The following is a 23,455-nucleotide window of genomic DNA, read 5'->3' on the forward strand; positions in this document are numbered from 1 at the left end:
TCGTGGCGCCCGCCCATGCAGAGCTCTCGCACAGGGTTCAGTGTGGATAAGCCTCACCTTCCATTCCTCAAGGACGATTCATATGAGCAGTGCTTCAACCGGCATCGGCATGGACTTGAGCTATTCCCAGTTCATGGCCCGCAAGCGTATCGAAAGCCAGATCAACCTGCCGCGCCTGTTTGCTGCGATTGACGCCGACCCTGGCATCGTCGGCGCGGGGGTGGTGTACATCGATTCGGACTACAACGTAGTCACGCTGCGCGAATTCAAGCCGATTTGCAGCATCGCGCCCAAGCGCATCATCTTGCGCGAAGCCAAAAAGTACATCGCCCCACAGCAATTCATCGATCAGGTAAAAAGCAGCCCGCGTGAATCGAAGCTTGGATTTGAAGCGGCCAACGCTGGCCTGTCCTGCGTGGCCGCCGTGATTGGTTGGGTCGTGGTGTTCAGTGGTAGCGTCGCCGTGCCTTTTACCGCCGGGGCAAGTGCTTTTGTCGTTGCCCTTGGCGCCGCGGCCGCGACGGCCAGTACCGCGCAGTGCGTCATTGGTGGGATGCGGGTGGCGAATGAGTTGACCAATCCTACTGGCAACGATGAGATGAACGACGCTGATTGGTACAACATCGTGTCGCCGATTCTTGACGGGGTGTCCTTGGTCGGCGTTGGCGGCTCGGCCCTGACGACCGTCCGATTGCTCAAAGCCAATAAAGCGGCGGGCACCGGCAAGAGCTGGTATCAATTGCTCAAGGGTTTGAATCGTCAGGAGCGCAGCAAACTGACCAAGGAATTGCTGACCCTGAAAGATCCGAGCCTTACTGCGAAGCTGCTTAAACTGCAGCAACGCGCGGGCGCTCTGCCCAAGCGTTATTCTTCAGCTGAAATCAGGCACGCCACGCTGACCCAGATAAAGGATTCCCTCGGCGGCGCTCTGGGGATCATCGGCAGTTATACGGGCGGAGGCGCCGTGAATACCGTTGCCGTCGGCCTGTATGAGGAGTTCACGGAATGATCGGGGGCGGATCTCTGAAACAGTTCCTGGCCCATTACTTTCCGGTTTTCATGGGGACGATCCTGCTGGGCTGCTTTTCCGGCTCGACGCTGCTTGTTTTGGCCGGGGCCACATATTGGCGTGCCCTGGAGCCGTCGACCAGGACCGACTATGTCGGGCTCGGCACTTTGGCCCTGGTGCTCATCCTGGTGCTGGGCAACCTCTTGATCGCCCGCGGACGCGCCTGGGCAATCTGGTGGGTGGCGGGTTATTTCCTGACCTGCCTGGCCGCGGTGCTGCCGACGTTCGCCTACGGTCCGCACCAGGGCGTGTTTATCTTCGCCGTACTGATGCCCCTGCTGGGGCTGTTACTGCTAAACAGCAAACGCCACCGCGAAATGCGCGGCAAGCTCGTGGAGATCCGCCACCAACGCGAACTCATCATCAAGTCCGCCAAGGCCTCTCGCCCCCGCCGCTGAGTCGAACCGCCAGCGCCTGCGCCGCATTTATGTGCGGCCTGTGCAGATCAATACAGGCATCGCGCGGTTTTAGTGCTCTACTGCCTTGAGTAGAAGTAGAAAGTGTCCGACCTGCCTGCATGGCATAAGTCTTGCGCCGCTTTCGATAACGCCCAGGCTCCGCAGGAGGCACGCCGTGTCGATCCATGTCGCTTTGCATCATGTCACGCATTACCGCTACGAGCGCGCCGTCGAGCTCGGCCCGCAGATCGTCCGCCTGCGCCCGGCACCCCATAGCCGCACGCGGATTCTTTCGTATGCGTTGAAGGTCTCGCCCGACCAGCACTTCATCAACTGGCAGCAGGATCCTCAGGGCAACTACCTGGCGCGACTGGTGTTTCCGGAAAAAACCGCTGAGCTGCGGGTCGAAGTCGATCTGGTCGCCGAGATGGCGGTGTTCAATCCGTTCGATTTTTTCCTCGAGCCCTACGCTGAAAAAATTCCTTTTACCTACGCCCCCGACGAAAAGCATGAGCTGACGCCTTATCTGGAAAAACTGCCGCTGACGCCCAGGTTCCAGGCGTATCTGGACGGCATCGACCGCACCCCGCTGCCGGCGGTGGATTTCCTGGTGGCGTTGAACCAGCGCCTGAGCGAAGACATCAGTTACCTGATCCGCATGGAGCCCGGCGTACAGACGCCGGAGCACACCTTGGAGCACGCGTCCGGCTCCTGCCGCGACTCGGCCTGGTTGCTGGTGCAGCTGTTGCGTCACCTGGGGCTGGCGGCACGTTTTGTTTCCGGTTACCTGATCCAACTGACCGCCGACGTGAAAAGCCTCGACGGCCCGTCCGGTACGGAAGTGGATTTCACCGACCTGCATGCCTGGTGCGAGGTCTATTTGCCGGGTGCCGGCTGGATTGGCCTGGATGCCACGTCCGGGTTGTTCGCTGGCGAAGGACACATCCCGTTGGCGTGCAGTCCCGATCCGTCTTCGGCGGCGCCGATCAGTGGCCTGGTGGAGCCTTGCAAGTCCGAGTTCAGCCACGAAATGTCCGTGGAGCGCATCTGGGAAGCGCCACGGGTGACCAAGCCATACACCGAAGCGCAATGGTTTGAGATCCAGGCCCTGGGCCGGCAGATAGATGCCGACCTGCTGGAAGGCGACGTGCGCCTGACCATGGGCGGTGAGCCGACCTTCGTCTCCATCGATGACCCGGACGGCGCCGAGTGGAACACCGCGGCGTTGGGGCCGGACAAGCGCCGTCTCTCCGCCGAGCTGTTCCAGCGCATGCGCACGCACTACGCGCCCCAGGGGCTGGTACATTTCGGCCAGGGCAAATGGTACCCCGGCGAGCAATTGCCGCGCTGGTCGCTCAACTGCTACTGGCGCCGTGACGGCGTGCCGATCTGGCAAAACGGCGCGTTGATTGCCGACGAGCAGCAGGACTACGGCGTCGATGGCGAACTCGCTGGACGTTTCCTGGCGAGCGTCGCCGAACGCTTGAAGATTCCCGCGCGATTCGTGTTCCCGGCCTACGAAGACAACTTCTATTACCTCTGGCGCGAAGGCTCATTACCGTCAAACGTGACAGCCGAGGATCCTCGGCTGGAAGAACCTTTGGAGCGGGCACGGTTGCGCAAGGTCTTCAGTCAAGGATTGGACAAGGTCATCGGCCAAGTCCTGCCACTGGCCCGCACCGCCAAGGGCGATCAATGGCAGAGCGGCCGATGGTACCTGCGCGACAACCATTGCAGGTTGGTGCCGGGCGATTCTCCCCTGGGCTATCGCCTGCCACTGGCGTCCCAGCCGTGGGTGACGGCGGCTGAATACCCGTTTATCCATCCCACCGACCCGAATCAGGATTTGCCCGAGTTGCCCGACACTTCGCAACTGGCCGATCACGGCGAGCCGGCGCTGGAGCAGGAGCGCGCGCCGAAGATCGACGAATCGGCCGACTGGCTGACCCGCACCGCTTTCTGTGCCGAGGCCAGGGAAGGACGCCTGTATCTGTTCATGCCGCCGCTGGAGCGGGTCGAGGATTACCTGGAGTTGGTCAGCACAATCGAGGCGACGGCCGAGGAGCTCAATTGCCCGGTCCTGTTGGAGGGCTACGAGCCGCCGAGCGATCCGCGCCTGAGCAATTTTCGTATCACGCCGGACCCGGGTGTCATTGAGGTCAACGTGCAACCGTCGGCGACGTGGGACGAGTTGGTCGAACGCACTGAGTTTCTTTATGAGCAAGCGCGGCTGAACCGACTGACCACCGAAAAATTCCTGATCGATGGCCGGCACACAGGCACCGGTGGCGGTAACCATTTCGTCCTCGGAGGCGCGACGCCGGCTGACTCACCTTTCCTGCGCCGTCCCGACTTGCTGCGCAGCCTGATCAGCTACTGGCACAACCACCCGTCGTTGTCCTACCTGTTTTCCGGCTTGTTCATCGGTCCGACATCCCAGGCGCCCCGCGTGGACGAAGCGCGCAATGACGCGCTGTACGAATTGGAAATCGCCTTCGCGCAAATGCCCGAGCCCGGCGAAGCGTGTGCGCCCTGGCTGGTGGATCGGTTGCTGCGCAACCTGCTGATCGATGTGACGGGCAATACCCACCGCGCCGAATTCTGCATCGACAAGCTCTATTCTCCGGACGGTGCCACGGGGCGACTCGGCCTGTTGGAATTGCGCGCTTTCGAAATGCCGCCTCACGCCCGCATGAGCCTGACCCAGCAATTGCTGTTGCGAGCACTGGTCGCGCGGTTTTGGCGCGAGCCCTACGCGCCGGCCAAATTGGCGCGCTGGGGCACTGAGCTGCATGACCGCTTTCTGCTCCCGCATTTCATCGAGCAGGATTTCGCTGACGTCATCGCTGAGCTCAATGTCGCCGGTTATCCGCTGCGCGCCGAGTGGTTCGCCGCGCACCTGGAGTTCCGTTTTCCAAAGGTTGGCGATTATGCGGTCAACGGCATCGAGCTGCAGTTGCGTCAGGCGCTGGAGCCTTGGCATGTGCTGGGGGAAGAGGGTGCGGTGGGCGGCACGGTGCGCTATGTGGATTCGTCCCTGGAACGCTTGCAGATCAAACTCAGCGGCCTGGCGCCGCAACGGTATCTGCTGACGTGCAATGGCGTGCCGGTCCCCTTGCAACCCACCGGTCGGGTGGGCGAGTTCGTCGCCGGGGTGCGTTTCCGCGCCTGGCAACCGAGCAATTGCCTGCAACCGACCATCCCGGTCCATGCGCCGCTGGTCTTCGATGTACTCGACACCTGGATGCAGCGTTCACTGGGCGGTTGCCAGTATCACGTGGCGCATCCGGGTGGGCGCAACTACGACAGCCTGCCGGTGAATGCCAACGAAGCGGAAAGCCGGCGGATGGCGCGTTTCTTCCGGATCGGACACACGCCTGGGAAGCTTCCGATACCCAACCTGGCAGTGGATGACGAGTTTCCGCTCACGCTCGATCTGCGCCGTTTCTAAGTCCCACAGGATGCCCGGATATTTCACCTATCCGGGCATCATGCGCTTGCGCTAGTCTCACCTTTCATTGCCGTCCTGCCGAGCTTTCCATGCCTGACCTGCTTGACCGTTACCCGTTGACGACGGGCACCTATCACGAATTGCTGGATGACAGCGGTGCGGTGCGTGCGCACTGGCGGCGGCTGTTCGACCAGTTGCAGCGCAGCACGCCGGCCCAACTGCTCCAGCGTCAGGCCCTACTGGCCCGGCAGATCCAGGAAAACGGCGTCACCTACAATGTCTACGCGGACCCGAAGGGCGCCGACCGTCCATGGGAGCTGGACCTGCTACCTCATGTCATCGATGCCCAGGAATGGAAGCTGCTGTCGGCCGGCATCGCCCAGCGGGCACGTTTGCTCAATGCGGTGCTGGCCGATCTGTACGGGCCGCAGCGACTGATCAGCGAAGGGCTGCTGCCGGCGGAGCTGGTCTTTGGACACAATAATTTTCTCTGGCCGTGCCAGGGCATCACCCCACCAGACAGCGATTTCCTGCACTTGTACGCCGTGGACCTGGCGCGTACGCCCGATGGTCGTTGGTGGGTCACCGCGGATCGGACCCAGGCACCTTCAGGTGCGGGCTACGCGCTGGAGAACCGGATGATCGTGTCCCGGGCGTTTCCGGACCTGTATCGCGACCTGAAGGTAAAGCACCTGTCTGGCTTCTTCCGCACCTTGCAGGAAACCCTGGCGCGGCAGGCCCCTTGCGATGGCGAGGCGCCGCTGGTGGTGCTGCTGACACCGGGGCGGTTCAACGAAAGCTATTTCGAACACCTTTACCTGGCGCGCCAGCTCGGCTATCCGCTGGTGGAGGGAGGCGACTTGACCGTGCGAGATGCCACGGTGTACCTCAAGACCCTCAGTGGGTTGCGCCGGGTCCACGCCATCATGCGCCGGCTTGACGATGATTTCTGCGACCCCCTGGAGCTGCGCACCGATTCGGCCTTGGGCGTGCCAGGTCTGTTGGAGGCGGTGCGTCAGGGCCGGGTGCTGGTGGCCAATGCGCTGGGCAGTGGCGTGCTGGAATCCCCAGGGCTCCTGGGTTTCTTGCCGAAGATCTGCCAGTTCCTCTTTGGCGAAGAGTTGATGCTTCCCTCCATTGCCACGTGGTGGTGCGGTGAGCCGCCAGTATTGGCGCAGGCGTTGGAGAAACTGCCGCAGTTATTGATCAAGCCGGCGTTTCCTTCCCAGAGCTTCACCCCGGTGTTCGGCCGTGACCTGAGCGAGGAGCAGCGCGGCCAACTGGCAGCGCGCATGCAGGCAAGGCCCTACGCCTACGTTGCCCAGGAACTGGCGCAACTGTCCCAGGCGCCGGTCTGGCAGGCCGAAGACGGCCAGATCCAGCCCCGGGCCATCGGCATGCGCGTGTATGCCGTGTCCGGAAAAGATGATTATCGGGTTCTGCCAGGTGGCCTGACCCGCGTGGCCGCCGAGGCCGATGCCGAAGTGGTGTCGATGCAGCGCGGTGGCGCTAGCAAGGACACCTGGGTCCTCGGCGAGCAGGCGCCTGGCAGCGAGCAGTGGAAGGCCCAGCGAACCGTGGGCGTTCATGACCTTGTGCGACGCGACCCGTACCTGCCATCCCGCGTGGTGGAAAACCTGTTCTGGTTTGGGCGTTACTGCGAACGTTGCGACGACAGCGCCCGTCTTTTACGGATCATGCTGGCGCGCTATGTCGACGGTGACGACCCGCAGGCCCTGCAATCGGCTGTCTCCTTGGGCGAGAGCCTGATGCTGCTGCCCGAGGAGGGCGAATTACCCGAGCGCCTGCTGGCGGCGATGCTGGGGGATGACTGGTCATTCAGCCTGCGCTCCAACCTGCAGCGCTTGCAGTGGGCTGCGTCACAGGTTCGCGGCAAGCTGTCCCGTGAGAACTGGCAGGCGTTGGTGGAGCTGCAGCGCGAAGCCCTGGAGCTGGAGACCAGCGAACCGGACTTTGGTGAGCTGCTGGACTTTCTCAATCGATTGGTAATGTCGTTGGCCGCGTTGTCCGGATTCGCCCTGGACGACATGACCCGTGACGAGGGCTGGCGCTTCCTGATGATCGGTCGACGCCTGGAGCGTCTGCATTTTCTCAGCAGCAGCCTGGCGGCATTCTTGCGGGGCGAGGCGGTTTTCGATCAGGCCGGGCTGGAATGGCTGCTGGAGTTGGGCAATAGCAGCATCACGTACCGCTCGCGTTATCTGGCGGTGGCGCAGTTGATTCCGGTGCTCGACCTGCTGCTGCTGGACGAACAGAACCCTCACGCTGTGCTGTTCCAGCTGAAATTGGTGGCACGCACCCTTAAACGCCTGAACGATGATTTCGGCGCACCGCGGGAAACCGCATTGCCGGCGCTGGTGACGCGCCTGTCACGCTTTGACCTGCGCTGCCTGGAGAATCCCCTGTTCGGCGAGGCCAGCCTGCGCGCCGCTCTTGATGGATTGGCCGATCTGTTGCAGGAAGTGGCCGACGTCAGCGGACAGGTTTCCGATCGCTTGGCGTTGCGCCATTTTGCTCACGTCGATGACGTCAGCCAGCGCACGGTGTCCGTCTGATGAGCGCCCGTTACCAGATACTCCATGACACTCATTATCACTACGACAGCCCGGTGTCCCTCGCCCAGCAGCTTGCCCACCTGTGGCCGCGAGCCTGTGACTGGCAGCGTTGCACCGAACGAGAGCTGCTGATCAGCCCCGAGCCGACCACCCGGCGCGATGAACGGGACGTGTTCGGTAACCCGCTGACCCGCCTGGCTTTCGAGCGGCCCCATGACGAGTTATTGATCAATGCCCGCTTGAGCGTCGAGGTGCTGGCCCGACCCGAGCTGGACTTCAATCTGTCCCCCGCCTGGGAGTCGACCGCTAACGCGCTGACCTACAGCGGGCGGCCACTCTCAGCGACGCTGCTGGACGCCTGCCGCTACCGTTTCGAGTCACCCTACGTGCACCTCAAGCGCAGCTTCGTGGAATTTTCGGAAAGTTGTTTTCCGGCGGGACGACCGTTGATGCTTGGCGTTCGAGCGCTGATGGAGAAGATTTTCGAGGAGTTCACCTTCGATGCGGAGGCCACCCAAGTGGCGACACCGTTGGTGGAAGTGCTGGAGCGACGCCGGGGTGTGTGCCAGGACTTCGCCCACTTGATGCTGGCTTGCGTACGCTCCCGTGGGCTGGCGGCGCGTTACGTCAGCGGCTACCTGCTGACCCAGCCGCCACCCGGCCAGGCGCGGTTGATTGGCGCCGACGCTTCTCACGCCTGGGTTTCGGTGTTCTGTCCGGTATTGGGTTGGGTGGACTTCGACCCGACCAACAATGTGCAGCCGGCCCTGGAACACATCACCCTGGCCTGGGGCCGGGATTTTTCCGATGTGTCGCCGTTGCGCGGGGTGATCCTGGGGGGCGGTACCCATGACCCCGAAGTACGAGTGACGGTGATGCCGTTGGAACAGTGATCCAATTCCTGAAATCCAGGCGGTTTCGTGCCGACGATCAGTCATGAACACAAGGAGATCGGGCTGTTCGAGCCGGGCCAATTGCCGGAGAACTGCCTGTGGGTTATCGCCTGTCGATTAACAAGGCGCTAGAGCTGTGAGGGCCGGCAGCGAGGCGGCCGGCCCTGGACACAGAACTGAGGGTCTCAGGCGTCAGGCGCCTGGTCTTTCGGTGCATCAACATCGTCTTCTGCCGTCACTTCGCCTTCGGTATCCGGGTTCAGTGCTGCGGCTTCCTCTTCAGCTGTAGCTTTCTTGCGCTGAAGCTTTTCCTCTTTCTTCTGCTCCTTGGCCAAGTCTCTCTGACGTTTGGCGAAGGAATAATTGGGTTTAGCCATGGGCGATCCTCTGGGGTCGAAGGTGAGGTTGAGCGGCGCGTATTCTGCCCTGTATCGGGGCCGAGCCGTTAGCTGGGTTTTTGCTCGGCCCATTTTGGTTGCACCGACGGTTGCCATTCGTCCAGTGCGTCGAGCAGATTGTGCGCTGATTCGCTCACTTGCAGCATGTCACGATGGGGCGCGCGGACGAAGCCCTCGCCGACGATATGATCGAGAAAACCCGTGAGTTTGCTGTAGAAACCGTTCACTTCCAGCAGCCCCAGCGGTTTTCCATGATAGCCGAGCTGGCCCCAGGTCCAGACTTCAAACAGTTCTTCCAAGGTGCCGAGGCCGCCGGGCAGGGCAATGAAGGCGTCGCTGAGTTCGGCCATGCGCGCCTTGCGTGCGTGCATGCCGTCCACCACTTCCAGGCGGGTCAGGCCGCTGTGGCCGATTTCCTTGTCCTTCAGGCTCTGCGGAATGATGCCGATGACCTCGCCGCCGGCCGCCAGGGCCGCGTCAGCAACGATCCCCATCAAGCCGACCGCGCCACCGCCGTAGACCAGGGTCAGTTTCCGTTCCGCCAATGTGCGCCCCAAAGCCTGGGCCGCTTCGCGATAGGCTGGATTCGCGCCGGTGCTGGCGCCGCAAAATACACAAACAGACGCTATAGACATGCTTTACTCCGTGATCGGTAACCGGTCCAGAGTAAGGCCTGTCCTTTATTGCGCAAAGGAATTAAACCTCGCGGCGAGGTTTTTCATAGTTGCCACTGGCGCCGCAGGCATAGGCGGCGAGCAAGCTGCATAACAGGCTGTTGAGGTTCATGAGGGGCGCTCCAAAGAGGTGATGGCGCTGATCATAGGGAGCGAGTCAGACTTCTGGCTGGTTGATTATGTCCATCAGGCTGATAGGCTTAAGTTGTATACAATCTTTGACTCAGGTCATAGGAACTTGTCTGAAATTCAGGCAGTCTTCCCCTTTGACGGAATTTTGTTAACCATGCCTTGGAGATTCACGATGTTTGCCAAACTTGTTGCAGTATCCCTGTTGACGCTGGCCAGCAGCCAACTGATGGCAGCGGAGTGCAAGACCACCATCGATTCGACCGACCAGATGTCCTTCAATACCAAGGCCATCGAAATCGACAAGAGCTGCAAGACCTTCACCGTTGAGCTGACTCACTCGGGCAGCTTGCCGAAGAACGTCATGGGCCATAACTGGGTGCTGAGCAAAGAGGCCGACATGCAGCCGATCGCCACCGATGGCCTGGCCGCAGGCATCGACAAGGATTACCTGAAGGAAGGCGACGCTCGCATCATCGCCCACACCAAGCTTATCGGCGCCAAGGAAAAGGACTCAGTAACCTTCGACGTGTCGAAACTGGCTGCTGGCGAGAAGTATGGTTTCTTCTGCTCCTTCCCAGGCCACATCTCGATGATGAAAGGCACGGTTACCCTGAAGTAACCGATTTTCCGGACACAAAAAAAGCGCCCCATGTATGCAGGGCGCTTTTTTTTACCTGGCGAAACAGCCCTGTAGCGGGCGTCCGGTCATGGGGCGTAAGGCATGACCCGCTTGTGCTCGGTCTTGCGATAGGTATCGCAAATGATCCTGGCCGCCTCTTCACGAATGGGTTGCCCATGCAGGAAGGCGTCAATCTCGCCATAGGTCACGCCATGGGCCGCTTCGTCCGGCTTGCCCGGGGACAAGTCTTCCAAGTCAGCGGTGGGGACTTTCTCCACCAGCGACTCAGGCGCGCCAAAGTCACGGGCGATGGCCCGGACCTGGTTTTTCACCAGGCCGCTCAGCGGGGCCAGGTCACAGGCGCCATCACCAAACTTGGTGAAGAAACCCATGACTGCCTCGGCCGCATGATCGGTGCCGATCACCAGGCCTTGTTCCGCGCCGGCGATGGTATATTGCGCCACCATGCGCATCCGCGCCTTGGTATTGCCCAGCACGAAGTCCCGTGAACCCGGCGCCTTGCCTTCGAACGCCAGGACTTCTTTTGCCAAGGCTTTGACCGCGGGGCCGATGTTGACGGTGTGACGCTCGTCCGGCTCGATGAAGTCGACGCAGGCTTGGGCTTCGTGCTCGTCGAACTGGGTTTCATACGGCAGGCGCACGGCAATGAACTTGTATGCCGCATTGCCGGTTTTTTCCCGCAGCTCGCGCACGGCACGTTGGGCCAGCAGGCCGGCGGTCAACGAGTCGACCCCGCCGCTGATACCCAGCACCAGGCTCTTGAGCCCTGAGTTGACGAGGCTGTCCTGAATGAAACCCACCCGGCGAGCGATTTCGGCCTTGAGGGCGGCGTCATCGGCGAACGGTGGCTGGACCTTGAGCTGTTCAGCAATCTCACGCTGTACGGCTTGCATGAATTCACTCCTTGCTTGATGTGCCTTAATGGGCGGCAGGTACTTGGAAAACATGTCGCATGTAGGCGACGAAATTCGGGTCCTTGCAGTGGGTCTTGCCGGGCTCGTCTGAAATCTTGGCCACGGGTTGCCCGTCACAGCTGATCATTTTAAGCACGATGCTCATCGGCTCCACGCCTGGAATGTCACAGGTCAGGTTGGTGCCGATACCGAAGCTCACATTAATGCGACCACGCAAGGCACGGAAAATATCCAGGCATTTGGGTAATGTCAGGCTGTCGGAGAACACCAACGTCTTGCTCATCGGGTCGATGCCGAGGTTATGGTAGTGAGCGATGGCTTTTTCCGCCCAGATGACAGGATCCCCTGAGTCATGGCGCAAACCGTCGAACAGCTTGGCGAAGAACAGATCGAAGTCCTTCAAGAAGGCGTCCATGGTGATGCAGTCGGTCAACGCAATGCCCAGCAGGCCTCGGTACTCGCGAACCCAGCAATCGAGCGCGGCGATCTGGCTGTCGATCAGCCGTGGGCCCAGTTGTTGGTGGGCCATTATCCACTCGTGGGCCATGGTGCCCAAGGGTTTCATGTCCAGCTCCCGGGACAGGTGCACGTTGCTGGTGCCGACGAAGCGCCCCGGGAAATCGTGCTTGAGCACGTTTACCACTTCTTCTTGGACCCGGTAGGAAAACCTGCGCCGAGTGCCGAAATCGGCGACTTGCAGCTCGGACAATTCCTCGGCGCTGGCGTTGGCAGCCAGCCAGTCGAACTTGCGATAAAGCTGCTCGCGCGCTTGTTCCAGAACGATCTCACGGTAGCGATAGCGATTGCGCACTTCGCTGACGATGGCGAGCAACGGCACTTCGAACAGGATGACGTGCAACCATGGCCCACGCAGGCGGATGAACAATTCACCGTTTTCGATGCCGGTGTGCACGTACCGCAGGTTGAAACGAAACAGCCCCAGGAACCTGAGGAAATCCGGTTTCAGGAAGCTGATGCGCTCAAGGAAACTCAGCTGGTCGGCGCTCAGGTTCAGCTCGGACAGGCGCTCGATCTGGAAGCGGATCTCCGCCAGGTACGGACGCAGGTCCTCGCTGTTGCGGCAACGAAACTCCCATTCAACTTCGACGTTGGGGTAGTTGTGCAGGACGGCCTGCATCATCGTCAGTTTGTAGAAGTCGGTGTCGAGCAGGTTCTGCACGATGCGATCGGCAAACACACTCTCGCTCATAACGGGAATCTCCAGACAGATGCTGCGGTGGCAGCGGCGTACGGCTGTTCGTGGTGTAAGGGCTAGTGGCGCATATTGGAGAGGTTGATTGCCAGTATTTTTTTGGGCGCCGCGTTTTCTGCCACAGGCTGTGCTGGCTTTTATTGCTGCGGCTCCTGCGGGCTATCGATCTGCTCCAGCATCCACTCCACGAACAGTCGTACTTTGGGCACTTCCGCTGCATGTTCCGGGTAGGACAGGTAATAGGCACTGGCGCTGGGCATCGCATGTTGCCAGGGGATGACCAGTTTGCCGTCGGCGAGCTCTTCTTCCACCAGGAATTTTGGCAACAGGGCCACGCCGCAGCCGACCTGGGCGGCACGAATGCACATGTAGAAGGTTTCGAAGCGCGGTCCGTGGTAGCTGTGTTCGGTGTGGTAGCCCTGGCTGTCGAACCAGTCGTGCCAGGCTTGCGGGCGCGAGGCGTTTTGCAGCAGCACCAGGTCGGCCAGTTGCGTCGGGTCGGTCAAGGGCCGGTCCGGCAGACTGCCTGGCGCGCAGACCGGCACCAACTCTTCGCCGAACAGTTTCAACGATTCGGTTCCCGGTCGGGAGCCCTGGCCGAAGTAGAACGCCAGGTCGCTACGCCCTTGCTGCAAGTCGTCGGCTTCGTGCTCGCTGCACAAGTCCAGATGAATCGACGGATGCCGCAGGCGCCAGCCCTTGAGCCGCGGAACCAGCCAGCGGGCGCCGAAGGTCGGAGGCGTGGAGACTCGCAGGACTTCGGTGTCGCCGCCGTAGGAGCGCAGGTAATGGGTCGACATCTCAACCTGGGTGAGGATTTTTCGCACCTCCCCCAAGTACAAGTTTCCTGCCGGTGTCAGTTGCAGGCGTCGGCGCACGCGCCGGAACAGCAGGTGCTGCAACAGCTCTTCAAGCTGCGCGACCTGTTTGCTGACGGCGCTCTGGGTCAGGTTCAGTTCTTCGGCGGCGCGGGTAAAGCTCAGGTGACGGGTCACCGCTTCGAAGCACTGTAGCGCTGTAATCGATGGCAAATAGCGTTTATTGAGCATGATCAGCCCTTATTTCTTGTTGCTCTGCTTATCCGGTAACGGCCAGCATGAATAAACGGAATGATATCTCGCTTAAAGGTCGTTTGTTGGCAAGTCTCGGGCCAGCTACAACTACAGGCCTGATCAGCCGTGATCGTCCGGCTGCCCAATTTTGTCTCTCGCTTGAGGAATTTACCCATGGTTGCTGCATTGCTTGATCGTCTGGGCGTCAACCCGGCCTTGTACCAGAACGGCACACAGCCCGTGCACTCGCCCATCGATGGCAGTCGCATCGGCGCCGTGAACTGGGAAGGCGCCGCTGAAGTCGAGCAGCAGGTCAGCCGCGCGGAGCATGCCTTCGACCTGTGGCGCAAGGTGCCGGCGCCACGGCGCGGCGAGCTGGTGCGTCAGTTTGGCGACCTGTTGCGTGAGTACAAGGCCGACCTCGGCGAGCTGGTGTCGTGGGAAGCCGGCAAGATTACCCAGGAAGGCCTGGGCGAAGTGCAGGAGATGATCGACATCTGCGATTTCGCTGTCGGCCTGTCCCGCCAGTTGTACGGCTTGACCATTGCGTCCGAGCGTCCTGGCCACCACATGCGTGAAACCTGGCACCCGCTGGGCGTGGTTGGAGTGATCAGCGCGTTCAACTTTCCCGTGGCGGTCTGGGCCTGGAACACCACCCTCGCGCTGGTGTGCGGTAACCCGGTGATCTGGAAGCCTTCCGAGAAAACCCCGCTGACCGCCCTGGCGTGCCAGGCCTTGTTCGAACGTGTGTTGAAGAATTTCACCGATGCGCCACCGTACCTGAGCCAAGTGATCATCGGTGGGCGTGATGCTGGCGAAGCGCTGGTCGACGATCCGCGCGTGGCGCTGATCAGCGCCACCGGCAGCACGCGCATGGGCCGCGAGGTCGCGCCGAAAGTCGCAGCGCGGTTTGCCCGCAGCATCCTGGAACTGGGCGGCAACAACGCGATGATCCTGGCCCCGAGCGCCGACCTGGATATGGCCGTGCGCGCCATCCTGTTCAGCGCCGTCGGCACTGCGGGCCAGCGTTGCACCACGCTGCGCCGCTTGATCGCCCATGAATCGGTGAAGGAAGAGATCGTCACCCGTCTCAAGGCGGCCTATTCGAAAGTGCGCATCGGTCATCCGCTGGAAGGCAATCTGGTCGGGCCGCTGATCGACAAGCAGAGCTTCGAGAACATGCAGGACGCGCTGGAGCAGGCGTTGAGCGAAGGCGGGCGAGTGTTTGGCGGCAAGCGCCAACTCGAAGACCAGTTTGCGAATGCCTATTACGTCTCGCCCGCCATCGTCGAGATGCCGGAGCAAAGTGACGTGGTGCGTCACGAAACCTTCGCGCCGATCCTCTATGTGGTTGGCTACAAGGACTTCGCCGAAGCGCTGCACCTGAACAATTCGGTGCCACAAGGCCTGTCGTCGTGCATTTTCACCACCGATGTGCGTGAAGCCGAGCAGTTCATGTCGGCCGTGGGCAGCGATTGCGGGATCGCCAACGTCAACATCGGCCCGAGCGGCGCGGAGATCGGCGGAGCGTTCGGCGGCGAGAAAGAAACCGGCGGCGGCCGTGAATCCGGCTCCGACGCGTGGCGTGCCTACATGCGCCGCCAGACCAACACCGTGAACTATTCGCTGGAGTTGCCGTTGGCGCAGGGTATTACTTTCGATTAAGGCGTGAGCCAAGCGGTGATCCCAATGTGGGAGCAAGCCCGCTCCCACAATTGAACTGTGTAGTGGTTGGGTTTCATTTCGGAGTCTGGCAATGCCGTTACGCGAAGAATGTCTGTGGGAAATATTGACGCCACAACGGCCCGACAACACCTCGCTCAAGGGTGAAGTCACGGTGGACGTGTGCGTCGTCGGCGCGGGCTTTACCGGGTTGTCGGCGGCGGTGCACCTGTTGGAGCAGGGCAGGCGCGTGGCGGTGCTGGAAGCTCATCGGGCCGGGCACGGTGGGTCGGGGCGCAACGTGGGATTGGTGAATGCCGGGATGTGGATCCCGCCGGATGACATCGAGGCCGGGTTCGGCGAAGCCGTGGGCAGCCAGCTTAATCGCATGCTTGGGGCCGCGCCGGCCTTGGTGTTCAGCCTCATCGACAAATACGACATCGATTGCCAGCTGCGTCGCGAAGGCACGCTGCACATGGCCCATAACGCCCGGGGCGAGGCGGATCTGCGCAGTCGCGAAGCACAATGGAAGCGCCGTGGCGCCCCGGTAGAATTGCTGACTGGCCAAGCCTGCGCCGAAGCCACCGGCACTGACAAGATCGCTGCGGCATTGCTCGACCGCCGCGCCGGTACGCTCAACCCCATGGCTTATACCAGCGGACTGGCCGCTGCCGCGAAAAAACTCGGCGGCCAGCTTTTCGACCATTCGCCCGTCACCCGCCTGGAGCGCCAGGGCCAGCGGTGGTTGGTGCAGACGGCCCAGGGTTCGGTGCTGGCCGAGCAAGTCGTGATTGCTTCCAATGCTTATACCGAGGGCGACTGGACCGAGTTGCGGCGCAATTTTTTCCCCGGTTACTACTATCAGGTCGCTTCCGTCCCGCTGACCGACGAGGCCGCCCGGCGCATTTTGCCGGGAGGGCAGGGTTCGTGGGATACCCGCCAAGTGCTAAGCAGCATTCGTCGGGACAAGGAAGGCCGCTTGCTGTTGGGCAGCCTGGGCAACGGCAACCGCAAGCCGACCTGGTTTCTCAAGGCCTGGGCCGACCGGGTGCAGCAGCATTATTTCCCGTACCTCAAGTCGGTGGAGTGGGAGTGCACGTGGACCGGTTGTATCGCCTTTACGCCCGACCACCTGATGCGCCTGTTCGAGCCGGCGCCCGGCCTGGTGGCGGTCACCGGCTATAACGGTCGCGGCGTGACCACCGGCACCGTGGTCGGCAAGGCGTTCGCCGACTACCTGTGCCATGGCGATGCCAAGGCGTTGCCGATTCCCTTCGCGCCGATGCAACCTTTGGCTGGCGTTGGCCTGCGCAGCTGCCTGTATGAAGCGGGTTTTTCCCTATATCACGCGGGCCAGTGCTTGCGGATCGTCATCTGATTGTTGAAAAGTGTTACGGACAGCGGCGTTTTCCAGCCCAGCGGCTAGCCTGTTATGGTGCGGGTTGTAGCAGCCGCGCACCGACAGTGTGCAGTTAGGTGACGCAGGTTGTTACACAGTGGTTGCACGCCGTTTAGTGTGGCGGTTGCAATGATGGCTCACGGAGGGTTTCACCTGCTTTTAGAAAAGGTTGCACCTCGTGCGGTTTAGACGGTTGCACGCCCTGTGAAAAAGGGCCCGAAACAGTCGAAATAACAATAAAGCAGCGACTTTTTTCAGAATAAAAAACCGATGGCACGCCCCTTGCTCTTAGCTTTTCAGTGAAGTGAAGTCGCAGTGCCAACTAAAAAAAACCTTGGAGCACCACCTCATGTCCCAGACGTTTTACAAGAAAGGCTTTCTGGCCCTCGCAGTGGCAACTGCGCTGGGTGTTTCTGCGTTTGCCCAGGCTGATGTGAAATTTGGTGTGGCGGGGCCAATGACCGGTGCCAACGCCGCGTTTGGCGAGCAGTACATGAAAGGTGCGCAGGCCGCGGCCGATGTCATCAACAAGGCCGGTGGCGTCAATGGCGAGAAAATCGTCCTGGTCGCCGGTGACGATGCGTGCGAACCGAAGCAGGCCGTGGCCGTGGCCAACCGACTGGTTGACCAGGACAAAGTGATTGGCGTGGTCGGGCACTTCTGCTCATCCAACACCATCCCGGCCTCCGAGGTCTATGACGAAGCAGGCATCATTGCCATCACCCCAGGTTCCACCAACCCGGCCGTTACCGAACGCGGCCTGAGCGCGATGTTCCGTATGTGCGGTCGTGACGACCAGCAAGGCATCGTGGCCGGCGACTACATCGTCGACGTGCTCAAGGGCAAGAAAGTCGTCGTGCTGCACGACAAGGACACCTACGGCCAAGGCCTGGCGGATGCTACCAAGGCCCAGCTCGAAAAGCGTGGCGTGAAGCCCGTGCTGTATGAAGGCCTGACCCGTGGCGAGAAAGACTTCAGCGCCGTGGTCACCAAGATCCGTGGGGCTGGCGCCGACGTGGTCTACTTCGGCGGCCTGCACCCGGAAGCCGGTCCTCTGGTTCGCCAGTTGCGTGAACAAGGCCTCAAGGACGTCAAGTTCATGTCCGATGACGGCATCGTCACCGACGAACTGGTCACCACCGCCGGCGGCGCGCAATACGTCGACGGCGTGTACATGACCTTCGGTGCCGACCCGCGCCTGCTGCCCGACAGCAAGGCTGTGGTCGACGCCTTCCGTGCCAACGGCGTCGAACCTGAAGGCTACACCCTGTACGCCTATGCCTCGGTCCAGGCCCTGGCTGCTGGCTTCAACGGTGCCAAGTCCAACAAAGGCGAAGACGCGGCCAAGTGGCTGAAAGCCAATCCGGTCCAGACCGTGATGGGCAAGAAAGAGTGGGACACCAAAGGTGACCTGAAAGTCTCCGACTACGTGGTCTACCAGTGGGACAAGGATGGCAAATACCACCAGTTGGAAAAACAGAAGTAAGGGCTGAAGCGATCGATCAAACCCTGTAGGTCCCGGCCAAGTCCGGTTTCTACAGGGAGCACTGGTCGCGCCTGGCATTGCTCCGACGTAAATCTGTATTTTCCTTAGAAGAGCCGCACGCCCCAAGGGCGTGCAGGTTCTCACTGCGTGAGATTGCGTTATGGATGGTATTTTCCTGCAGCAACTGATCAATGGCCTGACCCTCGGGTCGGTCTATGGTCTGATCGCCATCGGCTACACAATGGTCTATGGCATCATCGGCATGATCAACTTCGCCCACGGCGAGGTTTACATGATTTCCGCTTACCTCGCGGCAATCAGTCTGGCTCTGCTGGCTTACTTCGGTATTGAATCCTTTCCGCTAATGATCCTTGGCACCCTCGTGTTCACGGTCGTGGTCACCGGGGTATACGGCTGGGTCATCGAACGCGTCGCCTACAAACCCCTGCGCAACTCCACCCGCCTGGCACCGCTGATCAGTGCCATCGGCATTTCGCTGATCCTGCAGAACTACGCGCAGATCAGCCAGGGCGCCCGCCAACAGGGCATCCCGACGCTGCTCGAAGGCGCCATGCGCGTCGACATCGGCAGCGGCTTCGTGCAGCTCACCTACACCAAGATTTTCATCCTGGTCGCCGCATTCGCCGGCATGGCCCTGCTGACCTACATCATCAAGTACACCAAGCTCGGCCGCATGTGCCGCGCCACCCAGCAAGACCGCAAGATGGCCTCGATCCTCGGGATCAACACCGACCGGGTGATTTCCTACGTGTTCATCATCGGCGCGGCCATGGCGGCCCTGGCTGGTGTGCTGATCACCATGAACTACGGGACCTTCGACTTCTATGCCGGCTTCATCATCGGCATCAAGGCGTTCACCGCGGCGGTACTCGGCGGCATCGGCTCCCTGCCTGGGGCAATGCTCGGCGGGATCATCCTCGGGATCTCCGAGTCGCTGTTCGCCGGTCTGATCAACTCCGACTACAAAGACGTGTTCAGTTTCTCGCTGCTGGTGCTGATTCTGATCTTCCGTCCCCAAGGCCTGCTGGGTCGCCCACTCGTGGCGAAGGTATAAGTATGTCTGCTGCCAATAAACCGCTTGATATCAAAAAGAGCGTCATCGACGCGATCCTGGCCGGCCTGATCTCGCTGATCGTGTTCGGACCGATCGTCGGCGTGGTGCTCGACGGCTACAGCTTCAATCTGCAACCGGCCCGCGTCGGCTGGCTGGTGGCGATCGTGATGGTCGGGCGCTTCGCCCTGAGCCTGTTCCTGCAAACCCCCAAGGGACTGAAGATTCTCCAGGGTTTCGAGAGCACCGGCTCCGGCGTGCACGTGTTGCCGCCAGACTACAAGTCGCGCCTGCGCTGGATCATCCCCGCGCTGATCGTGATTGCCATCGTGTTTCCGTTCTTCGCCAACAAATACATCCTCACGGTGGTTATCCTCGGGCTGATCTACGTGCTGTTGGGTCTGGGCCTGAACATCGTGGTCGGCCTGGCGGGGCTGCTCGACCTTGGTTACGTGGCGTTCTATGCCATCGGTGCCTATGGCCTGGCCCTGGGCTATCAATACCTGGGACTGGGTTTCTGGACCGTATTGCCGCTGGCGGCCATCGCGGCGGCGATGGCGGGCTGCATATTGGGATTCCCGGTGTTACGAATGCACGGTGACTACCTGGCCATCGTGACCCTGGGTTTTGGCGAGATCATTCGGCTGGTGCTGAATAACTGGCTGTCGTTCACGGGTGGGCCGAATGGCATGCCGGTGCCGTCGCCAACCTTTTTCGGCTTGGAGTTTGGTCGAAGGGCGAAGGAAGGCGGGGTGCCTTTCCATGAGTTCTTCGGCATCGACTACAACCCCAACATCAAATTCCTGTTCATTTACATCGTACTGTTCATCACGGTGCTGCTGGTGCTCTACATCAAGCATCGCCTGACCCGCATGCCGGTCGGTCGCGCCTGGGAAGCCCTGCGCGAAGACGAAATCGCCTGCCGTTCCATGGGCCTGAACCACGTGCTGGTCAAGCTTTCGGCGTTCACCATCGGTGCGTCGACCGCTGGCCTCGCAGGTGTGTTCTTCGCCAGCTACCAGGGCTTCGTCAACCCGTCATCGTTCACCTTCTTCGAGTCGGCGCTGATCCTGGCGATCGTCGTGCTGGGCGGCATGGGCTCGACCGTGGGCGTGGTGATAGCCGCCTTCGTGCTCACCGTGGCACCGGAGCTGCTGCGCAGCTTCTCCGAGTACCGTGTGTTGCTGTTTGGCGTGTTGATGGTGTTGATGATGATCTGGCGTCCGCGTGGCCTGATTCGTATCAGCCGTACCGGTGTGACGCCGCGCAAGGGGGTAGCGCCATGAGCGAAGTCGTACTCAAAGTTGAAAACCTGATGATGCAGTTCGGCGGCATCAAGGCCCTCAGCGACGTCAGCCTGCAGGTCAAGCGCAACTCGATCTTTGCCCTGATCGGCCCCAACGGTGCGGGCAAGACCACGGTGTTCAACTGCCTGACCGGTTTCTACAAGGCTTCGGGCGGCAAGATCGAGCTCAGCGTGCGCGGCGAGCAGACCGACGTCATCAAGCTGTTGGGCGAAGCGTTTCGCCCAACCGACTTTGTCTCGCCAAGATCCTTCGCCAGCCGGCTTTACTACAAGATGTTCGGCGGCACCCATCTGGTGAATCGCGCGGGCCTGGCGCGTACGTTCCAGAACATTCGGCTCTTCAAGGAAATGTCGGTGCTGGAAAACCTGCTGGTGGCCCAGCACATGTGGGTCAACCGCAGCCTGGTGGCGGGCATCCTCAACACCAAAGGCTACCGCAAGGCTGAAAGCGACGCCCTGGACCATGCGTTCTATTGGCTGGAAGTGGTCGACCTGGTGGACTGCGCCAACCGCCTGGCCGGGGAGCTTTCCTACGGTCAGCAACGCCGTCTGGAAATCGCCCGGGCGATGTGCACCCGTCCGCAGATCATCTGCCTCGACGAACCAGCCGCTGGCCTCAACCCTCAGGAAACCGAAGCGCTGAGCGCGATGATCCGGCTGCTGCGCGACGAGCACGATCTGACCGTGGTGCTGATCGAACACGACATGGGCATGGTAATGAGCATTTCCGACCACATCGTGGTGCTGGACCACGGCAACGTGATCGCCGAGGGCGGTCCCGAGGCGATTCGCAACGATCCGAAGGTGATCGCGGCTTACCTGGGTGCCGATGAAGAGGAATTGGTATGAGTGGACCTATCCTCGAACTCAAGGAGCTGGATGTGTTCTACGGGCCGATCCAGGCCCTGAAGAAAGTCTCCATGCACATTGGTGAAGGCGAAACCGTGAGCCTGATCGGCTCCAACGGGGCCGGCAAGTCCACGCTGCTGATGTCAATCTTCGGCCAGCCGCGGGCGGCGGGCGGGCAGATCATCTACCAGGGCGTGGACATCACCCAGAAGTCGTCGCACTACATTGCGTCCAACGGCATCGCGCAGTCACCGGAAGGCCGCCGGGTATTCCCCGACATGACCGTCGAGGAAAACCTGCTGATGGGCACCATCCCTATCGGTGACAAATACGCCAGCGAAGACATGCAGCGCATGTTCGAGCTGTTCCCGCGCCTCAAGGAACGGCGCAACCAGCGGGCCATGACCATGTCCGGCGGCGAGCAGCAAATGCTCGCCATCGCCCGGGCATTGATGAGTCGGCCCAAGTTGTTGCTGCTCGATGAGCCGAGCCTGGGGCTGGCGCCGATCGTGGTGAAACAGATCTTCGCGACTCTGCGTGAACTGGCCTCCACGGGCATGACCATCTTCCTTGTGGAGCAAAACGCTAACCACGCCCTCAAGCTGTCTGACCGGGCCTATGTGATGGTCAACGGCGAAATCCGCCTGACCGGCACCGGCAAGGAACTGCTCGCCAACGAGGAAGTGCGCAACGCGTATCTGGGCGGGCATTGAGTTGATGTTGCAATGAAAAACCGGCGAGTGATCGCCGGTTTTTTTATCCCCGAAATCCAGCCTTTGGCCATCTCCGGCAATTGTGGAAAACAATCCTGAACCCTTGTGAAACCGCGACATAAAGTCGCCGCAAATAGTTGTTTTGTCACGGTTTTGACTTGTCCCCGTTTGCTGTGGAGCCGGCTGTGGGTAACGTGGGAGTATCTGGCTGCAAGCCTTTCATTCCGTGGCTTACAGCGCTGCGATCATTTTTTGATCAGGCGTTTTTGCTCAAGCAGGAGTGGCGGTTGTCAACAGTTTTCTACGGAGTGAAAGAGCCTCGATAGCCGGCGTGCAAGCCTGTGGATAAGTCTGTGACTAAACTCTGGAAAGACGGCGCTGAGTGCCGTCGTTGCTGGCTTGGAGCCATCGCCGTATTGAGCGCTGCTTATAGCAGGGAAATTGCGCTGCACAACCTGACTTGCTCGGTCAAGCGAAAAAATTTTCCAAATCTTCCGCAAAGCCTTATGCACAGCGGCTTCCAGTGTTTGTACTTGCCCCCGGTTATTGTGGACCTGCCTGTGGATAAGGTGCGTGCAACCCGCTACAGCCCTTGTTGGGCAAGGCCTGACGGAGGTTGGTTGTTTTTTGAGCACCTTCCCGGCTAAAAGCCCCTGCTCAAGCCTTGCCCCTGGCATGCCCGGCCGGGCATGCTGTGGGCCGATTTCCATTCAATGGCTTTGAGCCCAAGCAAGGAGAACACGATGTCTGACACCCTGTTTATCACCGGCGCGACGTCCGGTTTTGGTGAAGCCTGTGCCCGTCGTTTTGCCGAGGCGGGTTGGAAACTGGTGCTGACCGGTCGTCGTGAAGAACGCCTCGATGCACTCTGCGCCGAGCTATCGAAGCAGACCGAAGTCCACGGCCTGGTCCTGGACGTGCGTGATCGCAAGGCCATGGAAGACGCCATCGCCAACCTGCCGCCGTCCTTCGCCAAATTGCGCGGGTTGATCAACAACGCCGGCCTGGCCCTGGGTGTCGATCCCGCGCCCAAGTGCGACCTCGATGATTGGGACACCATGGTCGACACCAACGTGAAAGGCCTGATCTACAGCACGCGCCTGTTGCTGCCGCGCCTGATTGCCCATGGCCGTGGCGCCGGGATCGTAAACCTGGGTTCCATTGCCGGCAGCTACCCGTACCCAGGCAGCCACGTGTACGGTGCGAGCAAGGCGTTCGTCAAACAGTTCTCCCTGAACCTGCGCTGCGACCTGCAAGGTACGGGCGTGCGGGTGAGCAACATCGAGCCGGGTTTGTGTGAAAGCGAGTTTTCCCTGGTGCGCTTTGGCGGCGATCAGGAACGCTACAACGCGACCTATGCCGGTGCCGAGCCGATCCAGCCGCAGGATATCGCCGATACGATTTTCTGGGTGCTCAACACCCCGGCGCACATCAACATCAACAGCCTTGAGTTGATGCCGGTGAGCCAGACCTGGGCCGGTTTCGCCATCGAGCGCAACAAGGCCTGACCGCTGAGGTACTTGAGCTGGAAATGTTGAGCCCTTGTGGCGAGGGAGCT

Annotated in this window: 19 protein-coding genes; 14 read left to right on the forward strand and 5 right to left on the reverse strand. The window is 60.8% G+C overall.

Annotated elements, in window-relative coordinates; all coding sequences use genetic code 11:
• Positions 1–82 precede the first annotated feature (82 nt).
• From HU762_RS15565 to HU762_RS15585, 5 genes are all read left to right on the forward strand, one after another.
• Positions 83–1,009 (forward strand): NAD synthetase, encoded by a 927-nt coding sequence (locus tag HU762_RS15565; RefSeq protein WP_186638511.1) that lies wholly within the window; start codon positions 83–85, stop codon positions 1,007–1,009.
• Positions 1,006–1,467 carry a hypothetical protein gene (locus HU762_RS15570; RefSeq protein WP_186638512.1) on the forward strand — a complete coding sequence of 154 codons (462 nt, stop codon included), beginning with the start codon at positions 1,006–1,008 and terminating at the stop codon, positions 1,465–1,467. The genes HU762_RS15565 and HU762_RS15570 overlap by 4 nt, the downstream gene beginning before the upstream one ends.
• Before the next feature lie 175 nt (positions 1,468–1,642).
• Entirely contained in the window at positions 1,643–4,918 is a 3,276-nt protein-coding gene (locus HU762_RS15575) for a transglutaminase family protein (protein ID WP_186638513.1), read from the forward strand.
• Positions 4,919–5,007: 89 nt separating this feature from the next.
• Complete coding sequence (locus HU762_RS15580; RefSeq protein WP_186638515.1) at positions 5,008–7,494, forward strand: circularly permuted type 2 ATP-grasp protein; 2,487 nt, start codon at positions 5,008–5,010, stop codon at positions 7,492–7,494.
• Positions 7,494–8,387 (forward strand): transglutaminase family protein, encoded by an 894-nt coding sequence (locus tag HU762_RS15585; RefSeq protein ID WP_186638517.1) that lies wholly within the window; start codon positions 7,494–7,496, stop codon positions 8,385–8,387. The genes HU762_RS15580 and HU762_RS15585 overlap by 1 nt, the downstream gene beginning before the upstream one ends.
• 185 nt (positions 8,388–8,572) lie before the next feature.
• Here the strand turns inward: HU762_RS15585 and HU762_RS15590 are convergent, their stop codons facing one another.
• Together HU762_RS15590 and HU762_RS15595 are read right to left on the reverse strand one after the other, a co-directional pair.
• Positions 8,573–8,764 (reverse strand): hypothetical protein, encoded by a 192-nt coding sequence (locus HU762_RS15590; RefSeq protein ID WP_186610748.1) that lies wholly within the window; start codon positions 8,762–8,764, stop codon positions 8,573–8,575.
• 68 nt (positions 8,765–8,832) lie between these two features.
• Positions 8,833–9,420, reverse strand: coding sequence for a TIGR00730 family Rossman fold protein (locus HU762_RS15595; RefSeq protein WP_186638520.1), 588 nt, complete (start codon positions 9,418–9,420; stop codon positions 8,833–8,835).
• A 343-nt stretch (positions 9,421–9,763) separates the two neighbouring features.
• Between HU762_RS15595 and azu the strand changes: the two genes are divergently transcribed.
• Positions 9,764–10,210: an azurin gene (gene azu, locus HU762_RS15600; RefSeq protein ID WP_186638521.1), complete on the forward strand. Its 447-nt coding sequence runs from the start codon at positions 9,764–9,766 to the stop codon at positions 10,208–10,210.
• 86 nt (positions 10,211–10,296) lie between these two features.
• Here the strand turns inward: azu and nadE are convergent, their stop codons facing one another.
• The 3 genes from nadE to HU762_RS15615 form a co-directional block, all read right to left on the reverse strand.
• Complete coding sequence (gene nadE, locus HU762_RS15605) at positions 10,297–11,124, reverse strand: ammonia-dependent NAD(+) synthetase (RefSeq protein ID WP_186638526.1); 828 nt, start codon at positions 11,122–11,124, stop codon at positions 10,297–10,299.
• Between the two features lie 25 nt (positions 11,125–11,149).
• Entirely contained in the window at positions 11,150–12,355 is a 1,206-nt protein-coding gene (pncB, locus tag HU762_RS15610; protein WP_186638527.1) for a nicotinate phosphoribosyltransferase, read from the reverse strand.
• Between the two features lie 140 nt (positions 12,356–12,495).
• Positions 12,496–13,407, reverse strand: a complete 912-nt coding sequence (locus HU762_RS15615) for a LysR family transcriptional regulator (protein WP_186638528.1) — start codon at positions 13,405–13,407, stop codon at positions 12,496–12,498.
• A gap of 177 nt (positions 13,408–13,584) precedes the next feature.
• Here HU762_RS15615 and HU762_RS15620 point away from each other — a divergent pair, with 177 nt between their 5' ends.
• The 8 genes from HU762_RS15620 to HU762_RS15655 all read left to right on the forward strand — a co-directional run bounded on the left by HU762_RS15620 (position 13,585) and on the right by HU762_RS15655 (position 23,405).
• The gene (locus HU762_RS15620) at positions 13,585–15,075 is read left to right on the forward strand and encodes an aldehyde dehydrogenase family protein (RefSeq protein WP_186610753.1); all 1,491 of its coding nucleotides are present in this window, start codon (positions 13,585–13,587) and stop codon (positions 15,073–15,075) included.
• A gap of 91 nt (positions 15,076–15,166) precedes the next feature.
• Positions 15,167–16,450: an FAD-binding oxidoreductase gene (locus HU762_RS15625; RefSeq protein ID WP_186638529.1), complete on the forward strand. Its 1,284-nt coding sequence runs from the start codon at positions 15,167–15,169 to the stop codon at positions 16,448–16,450.
• Positions 16,451–16,820: 370 nt separating this feature from the next.
• Complete coding sequence (locus HU762_RS15630) at positions 16,821–17,957, forward strand: ABC transporter substrate-binding protein (RefSeq protein ID WP_186638531.1); 1,137 nt, start codon at positions 16,821–16,823, stop codon at positions 17,955–17,957.
• Between the two features lie 160 nt (positions 17,958–18,117).
• Positions 18,118–19,032 carry a branched-chain amino acid ABC transporter permease LivH gene (locus HU762_RS15635; RefSeq protein WP_186638533.1) on the forward strand — a complete coding sequence of 305 codons (915 nt, stop codon included), beginning with the start codon at positions 18,118–18,120 and terminating at the stop codon, positions 19,030–19,032.
• A gap of 2 nt (positions 19,033–19,034) precedes the next feature.
• A complete protein-coding gene (livM, locus tag HU762_RS15640) occupies positions 19,035–20,315 on the forward strand; it encodes a high-affinity branched-chain amino acid ABC transporter permease LivM (RefSeq protein ID WP_186638535.1) in 1,281 nt (426 codons plus the stop codon).
• Entirely contained in the window at positions 20,312–21,184 is an 873-nt protein-coding gene (locus HU762_RS15645; RefSeq protein WP_186638543.1) for an ATP-binding cassette domain-containing protein, read from the forward strand. The genes livM and HU762_RS15645 overlap by 4 nt, the downstream gene beginning before the upstream one ends.
• On the forward strand, positions 21,181–21,897 hold the full coding sequence (locus HU762_RS15650) for an ABC transporter ATP-binding protein (protein WP_186638545.1): 717 nt from the start codon (positions 21,181–21,183) through the stop codon (positions 21,895–21,897). Before HU762_RS15645 ends, HU762_RS15650 begins: the two co-directional genes overlap by 4 nt.
• A gap of 743 nt (positions 21,898–22,640) precedes the next feature.
• Positions 22,641–23,405 (forward strand): SDR family oxidoreductase, encoded by a 765-nt coding sequence (locus HU762_RS15655; RefSeq protein WP_186638546.1) that lies wholly within the window; start codon positions 22,641–22,643, stop codon positions 23,403–23,405.
• The last annotated feature ends 50 nt before the right edge of the window (positions 23,406–23,455 follow it).

This window comes from Pseudomonas sp. SWRI92, assembly GCF_014268685.1.
In the GTDB taxonomy this organism is placed as follows: Bacteria; Pseudomonadota; Gammaproteobacteria; order Pseudomonadales; family Pseudomonadaceae; genus Aquipseudomonas; species Aquipseudomonas marvdashtae.

What these genes read in the sequence shown, in the direction of transcription:
- azu (WP_186638521.1), top strand. Translation starts at nt 9,764, where the DNA reads ATGTTTGCCAAACTTGTTGCAGTATCCCTGTTGACGCTGGCCAGCAGC.
- HU762_RS15620 (WP_186610753.1), top strand. Translation starts at nt 13,585, where the DNA reads ATGGTTGCTGCATTGCTTGATCGTCTGGGCGTCAACCCGGCCTTGTAC.
- HU762_RS15615 (WP_186638528.1), bottom strand. Translation starts at nt 13,407, where the DNA reads ATGCTCAATAAACGCTATTTGCCATCGATTACAGCGCTACAGTGCTTC.
- pncB (WP_186638527.1), bottom strand. Translation starts at nt 12,355, where the DNA reads ATGAGCGAGAGTGTGTTTGCCGATCGCATCGTGCAGAACCTGCTCGAC.
- HU762_RS15565 (WP_186638511.1), top strand. Translation starts at nt 83, where the DNA reads ATGAGCAGTGCTTCAACCGGCATCGGCATGGACTTGAGCTATTCCCAG.
- HU762_RS15655 (WP_186638546.1), top strand. Translation starts at nt 22,641, where the DNA reads ATGTCTGACACCCTGTTTATCACCGGCGCGACGTCCGGTTTTGGTGAA.
- HU762_RS15570 (WP_186638512.1), top strand. Translation starts at nt 1,006, where the DNA reads ATGATCGGGGGCGGATCTCTGAAACAGTTCCTGGCCCATTACTTTCCG.
- HU762_RS15635 (WP_186638533.1), top strand. Translation starts at nt 18,118, where the DNA reads ATGGATGGTATTTTCCTGCAGCAACTGATCAATGGCCTGACCCTCGGG.
- HU762_RS15590 (WP_186610748.1), bottom strand. Translation starts at nt 8,764, where the DNA reads ATGGCTAAACCCAATTATTCCTTCGCCAAACGTCAGAGAGACTTGGCC.
- livM (WP_186638535.1), top strand. Translation starts at nt 19,035, where the DNA reads ATGTCTGCTGCCAATAAACCGCTTGATATCAAAAAGAGCGTCATCGAC.
- HU762_RS15650 (WP_186638545.1), top strand. Translation starts at nt 21,181, where the DNA reads ATGAGTGGACCTATCCTCGAACTCAAGGAGCTGGATGTGTTCTACGGG.
- HU762_RS15595 (WP_186638520.1), bottom strand. Translation starts at nt 9,420, where the DNA reads ATGTCTATAGCGTCTGTTTGTGTATTTTGCGGCGCCAGCACCGGCGCG.
- HU762_RS15645 (WP_186638543.1), top strand. Translation starts at nt 20,312, where the DNA reads ATGAGCGAAGTCGTACTCAAAGTTGAAAACCTGATGATGCAGTTCGGC.
- HU762_RS15580 (WP_186638515.1), top strand. Translation starts at nt 5,008, where the DNA reads ATGCCTGACCTGCTTGACCGTTACCCGTTGACGACGGGCACCTATCAC.
- HU762_RS15630 (WP_186638531.1), top strand. Translation starts at nt 16,821, where the DNA reads ATGTCCCAGACGTTTTACAAGAAAGGCTTTCTGGCCCTCGCAGTGGCA.
- HU762_RS15625 (WP_186638529.1), top strand. Translation starts at nt 15,167, where the DNA reads ATGCCGTTACGCGAAGAATGTCTGTGGGAAATATTGACGCCACAACGG.
- nadE (WP_186638526.1), bottom strand. Translation starts at nt 11,124, where the DNA reads ATGCAAGCCGTACAGCGTGAGATTGCTGAACAGCTCAAGGTCCAGCCA.
- HU762_RS15585 (WP_186638517.1), top strand. Translation starts at nt 7,494, where the DNA reads ATGAGCGCCCGTTACCAGATACTCCATGACACTCATTATCACTACGAC.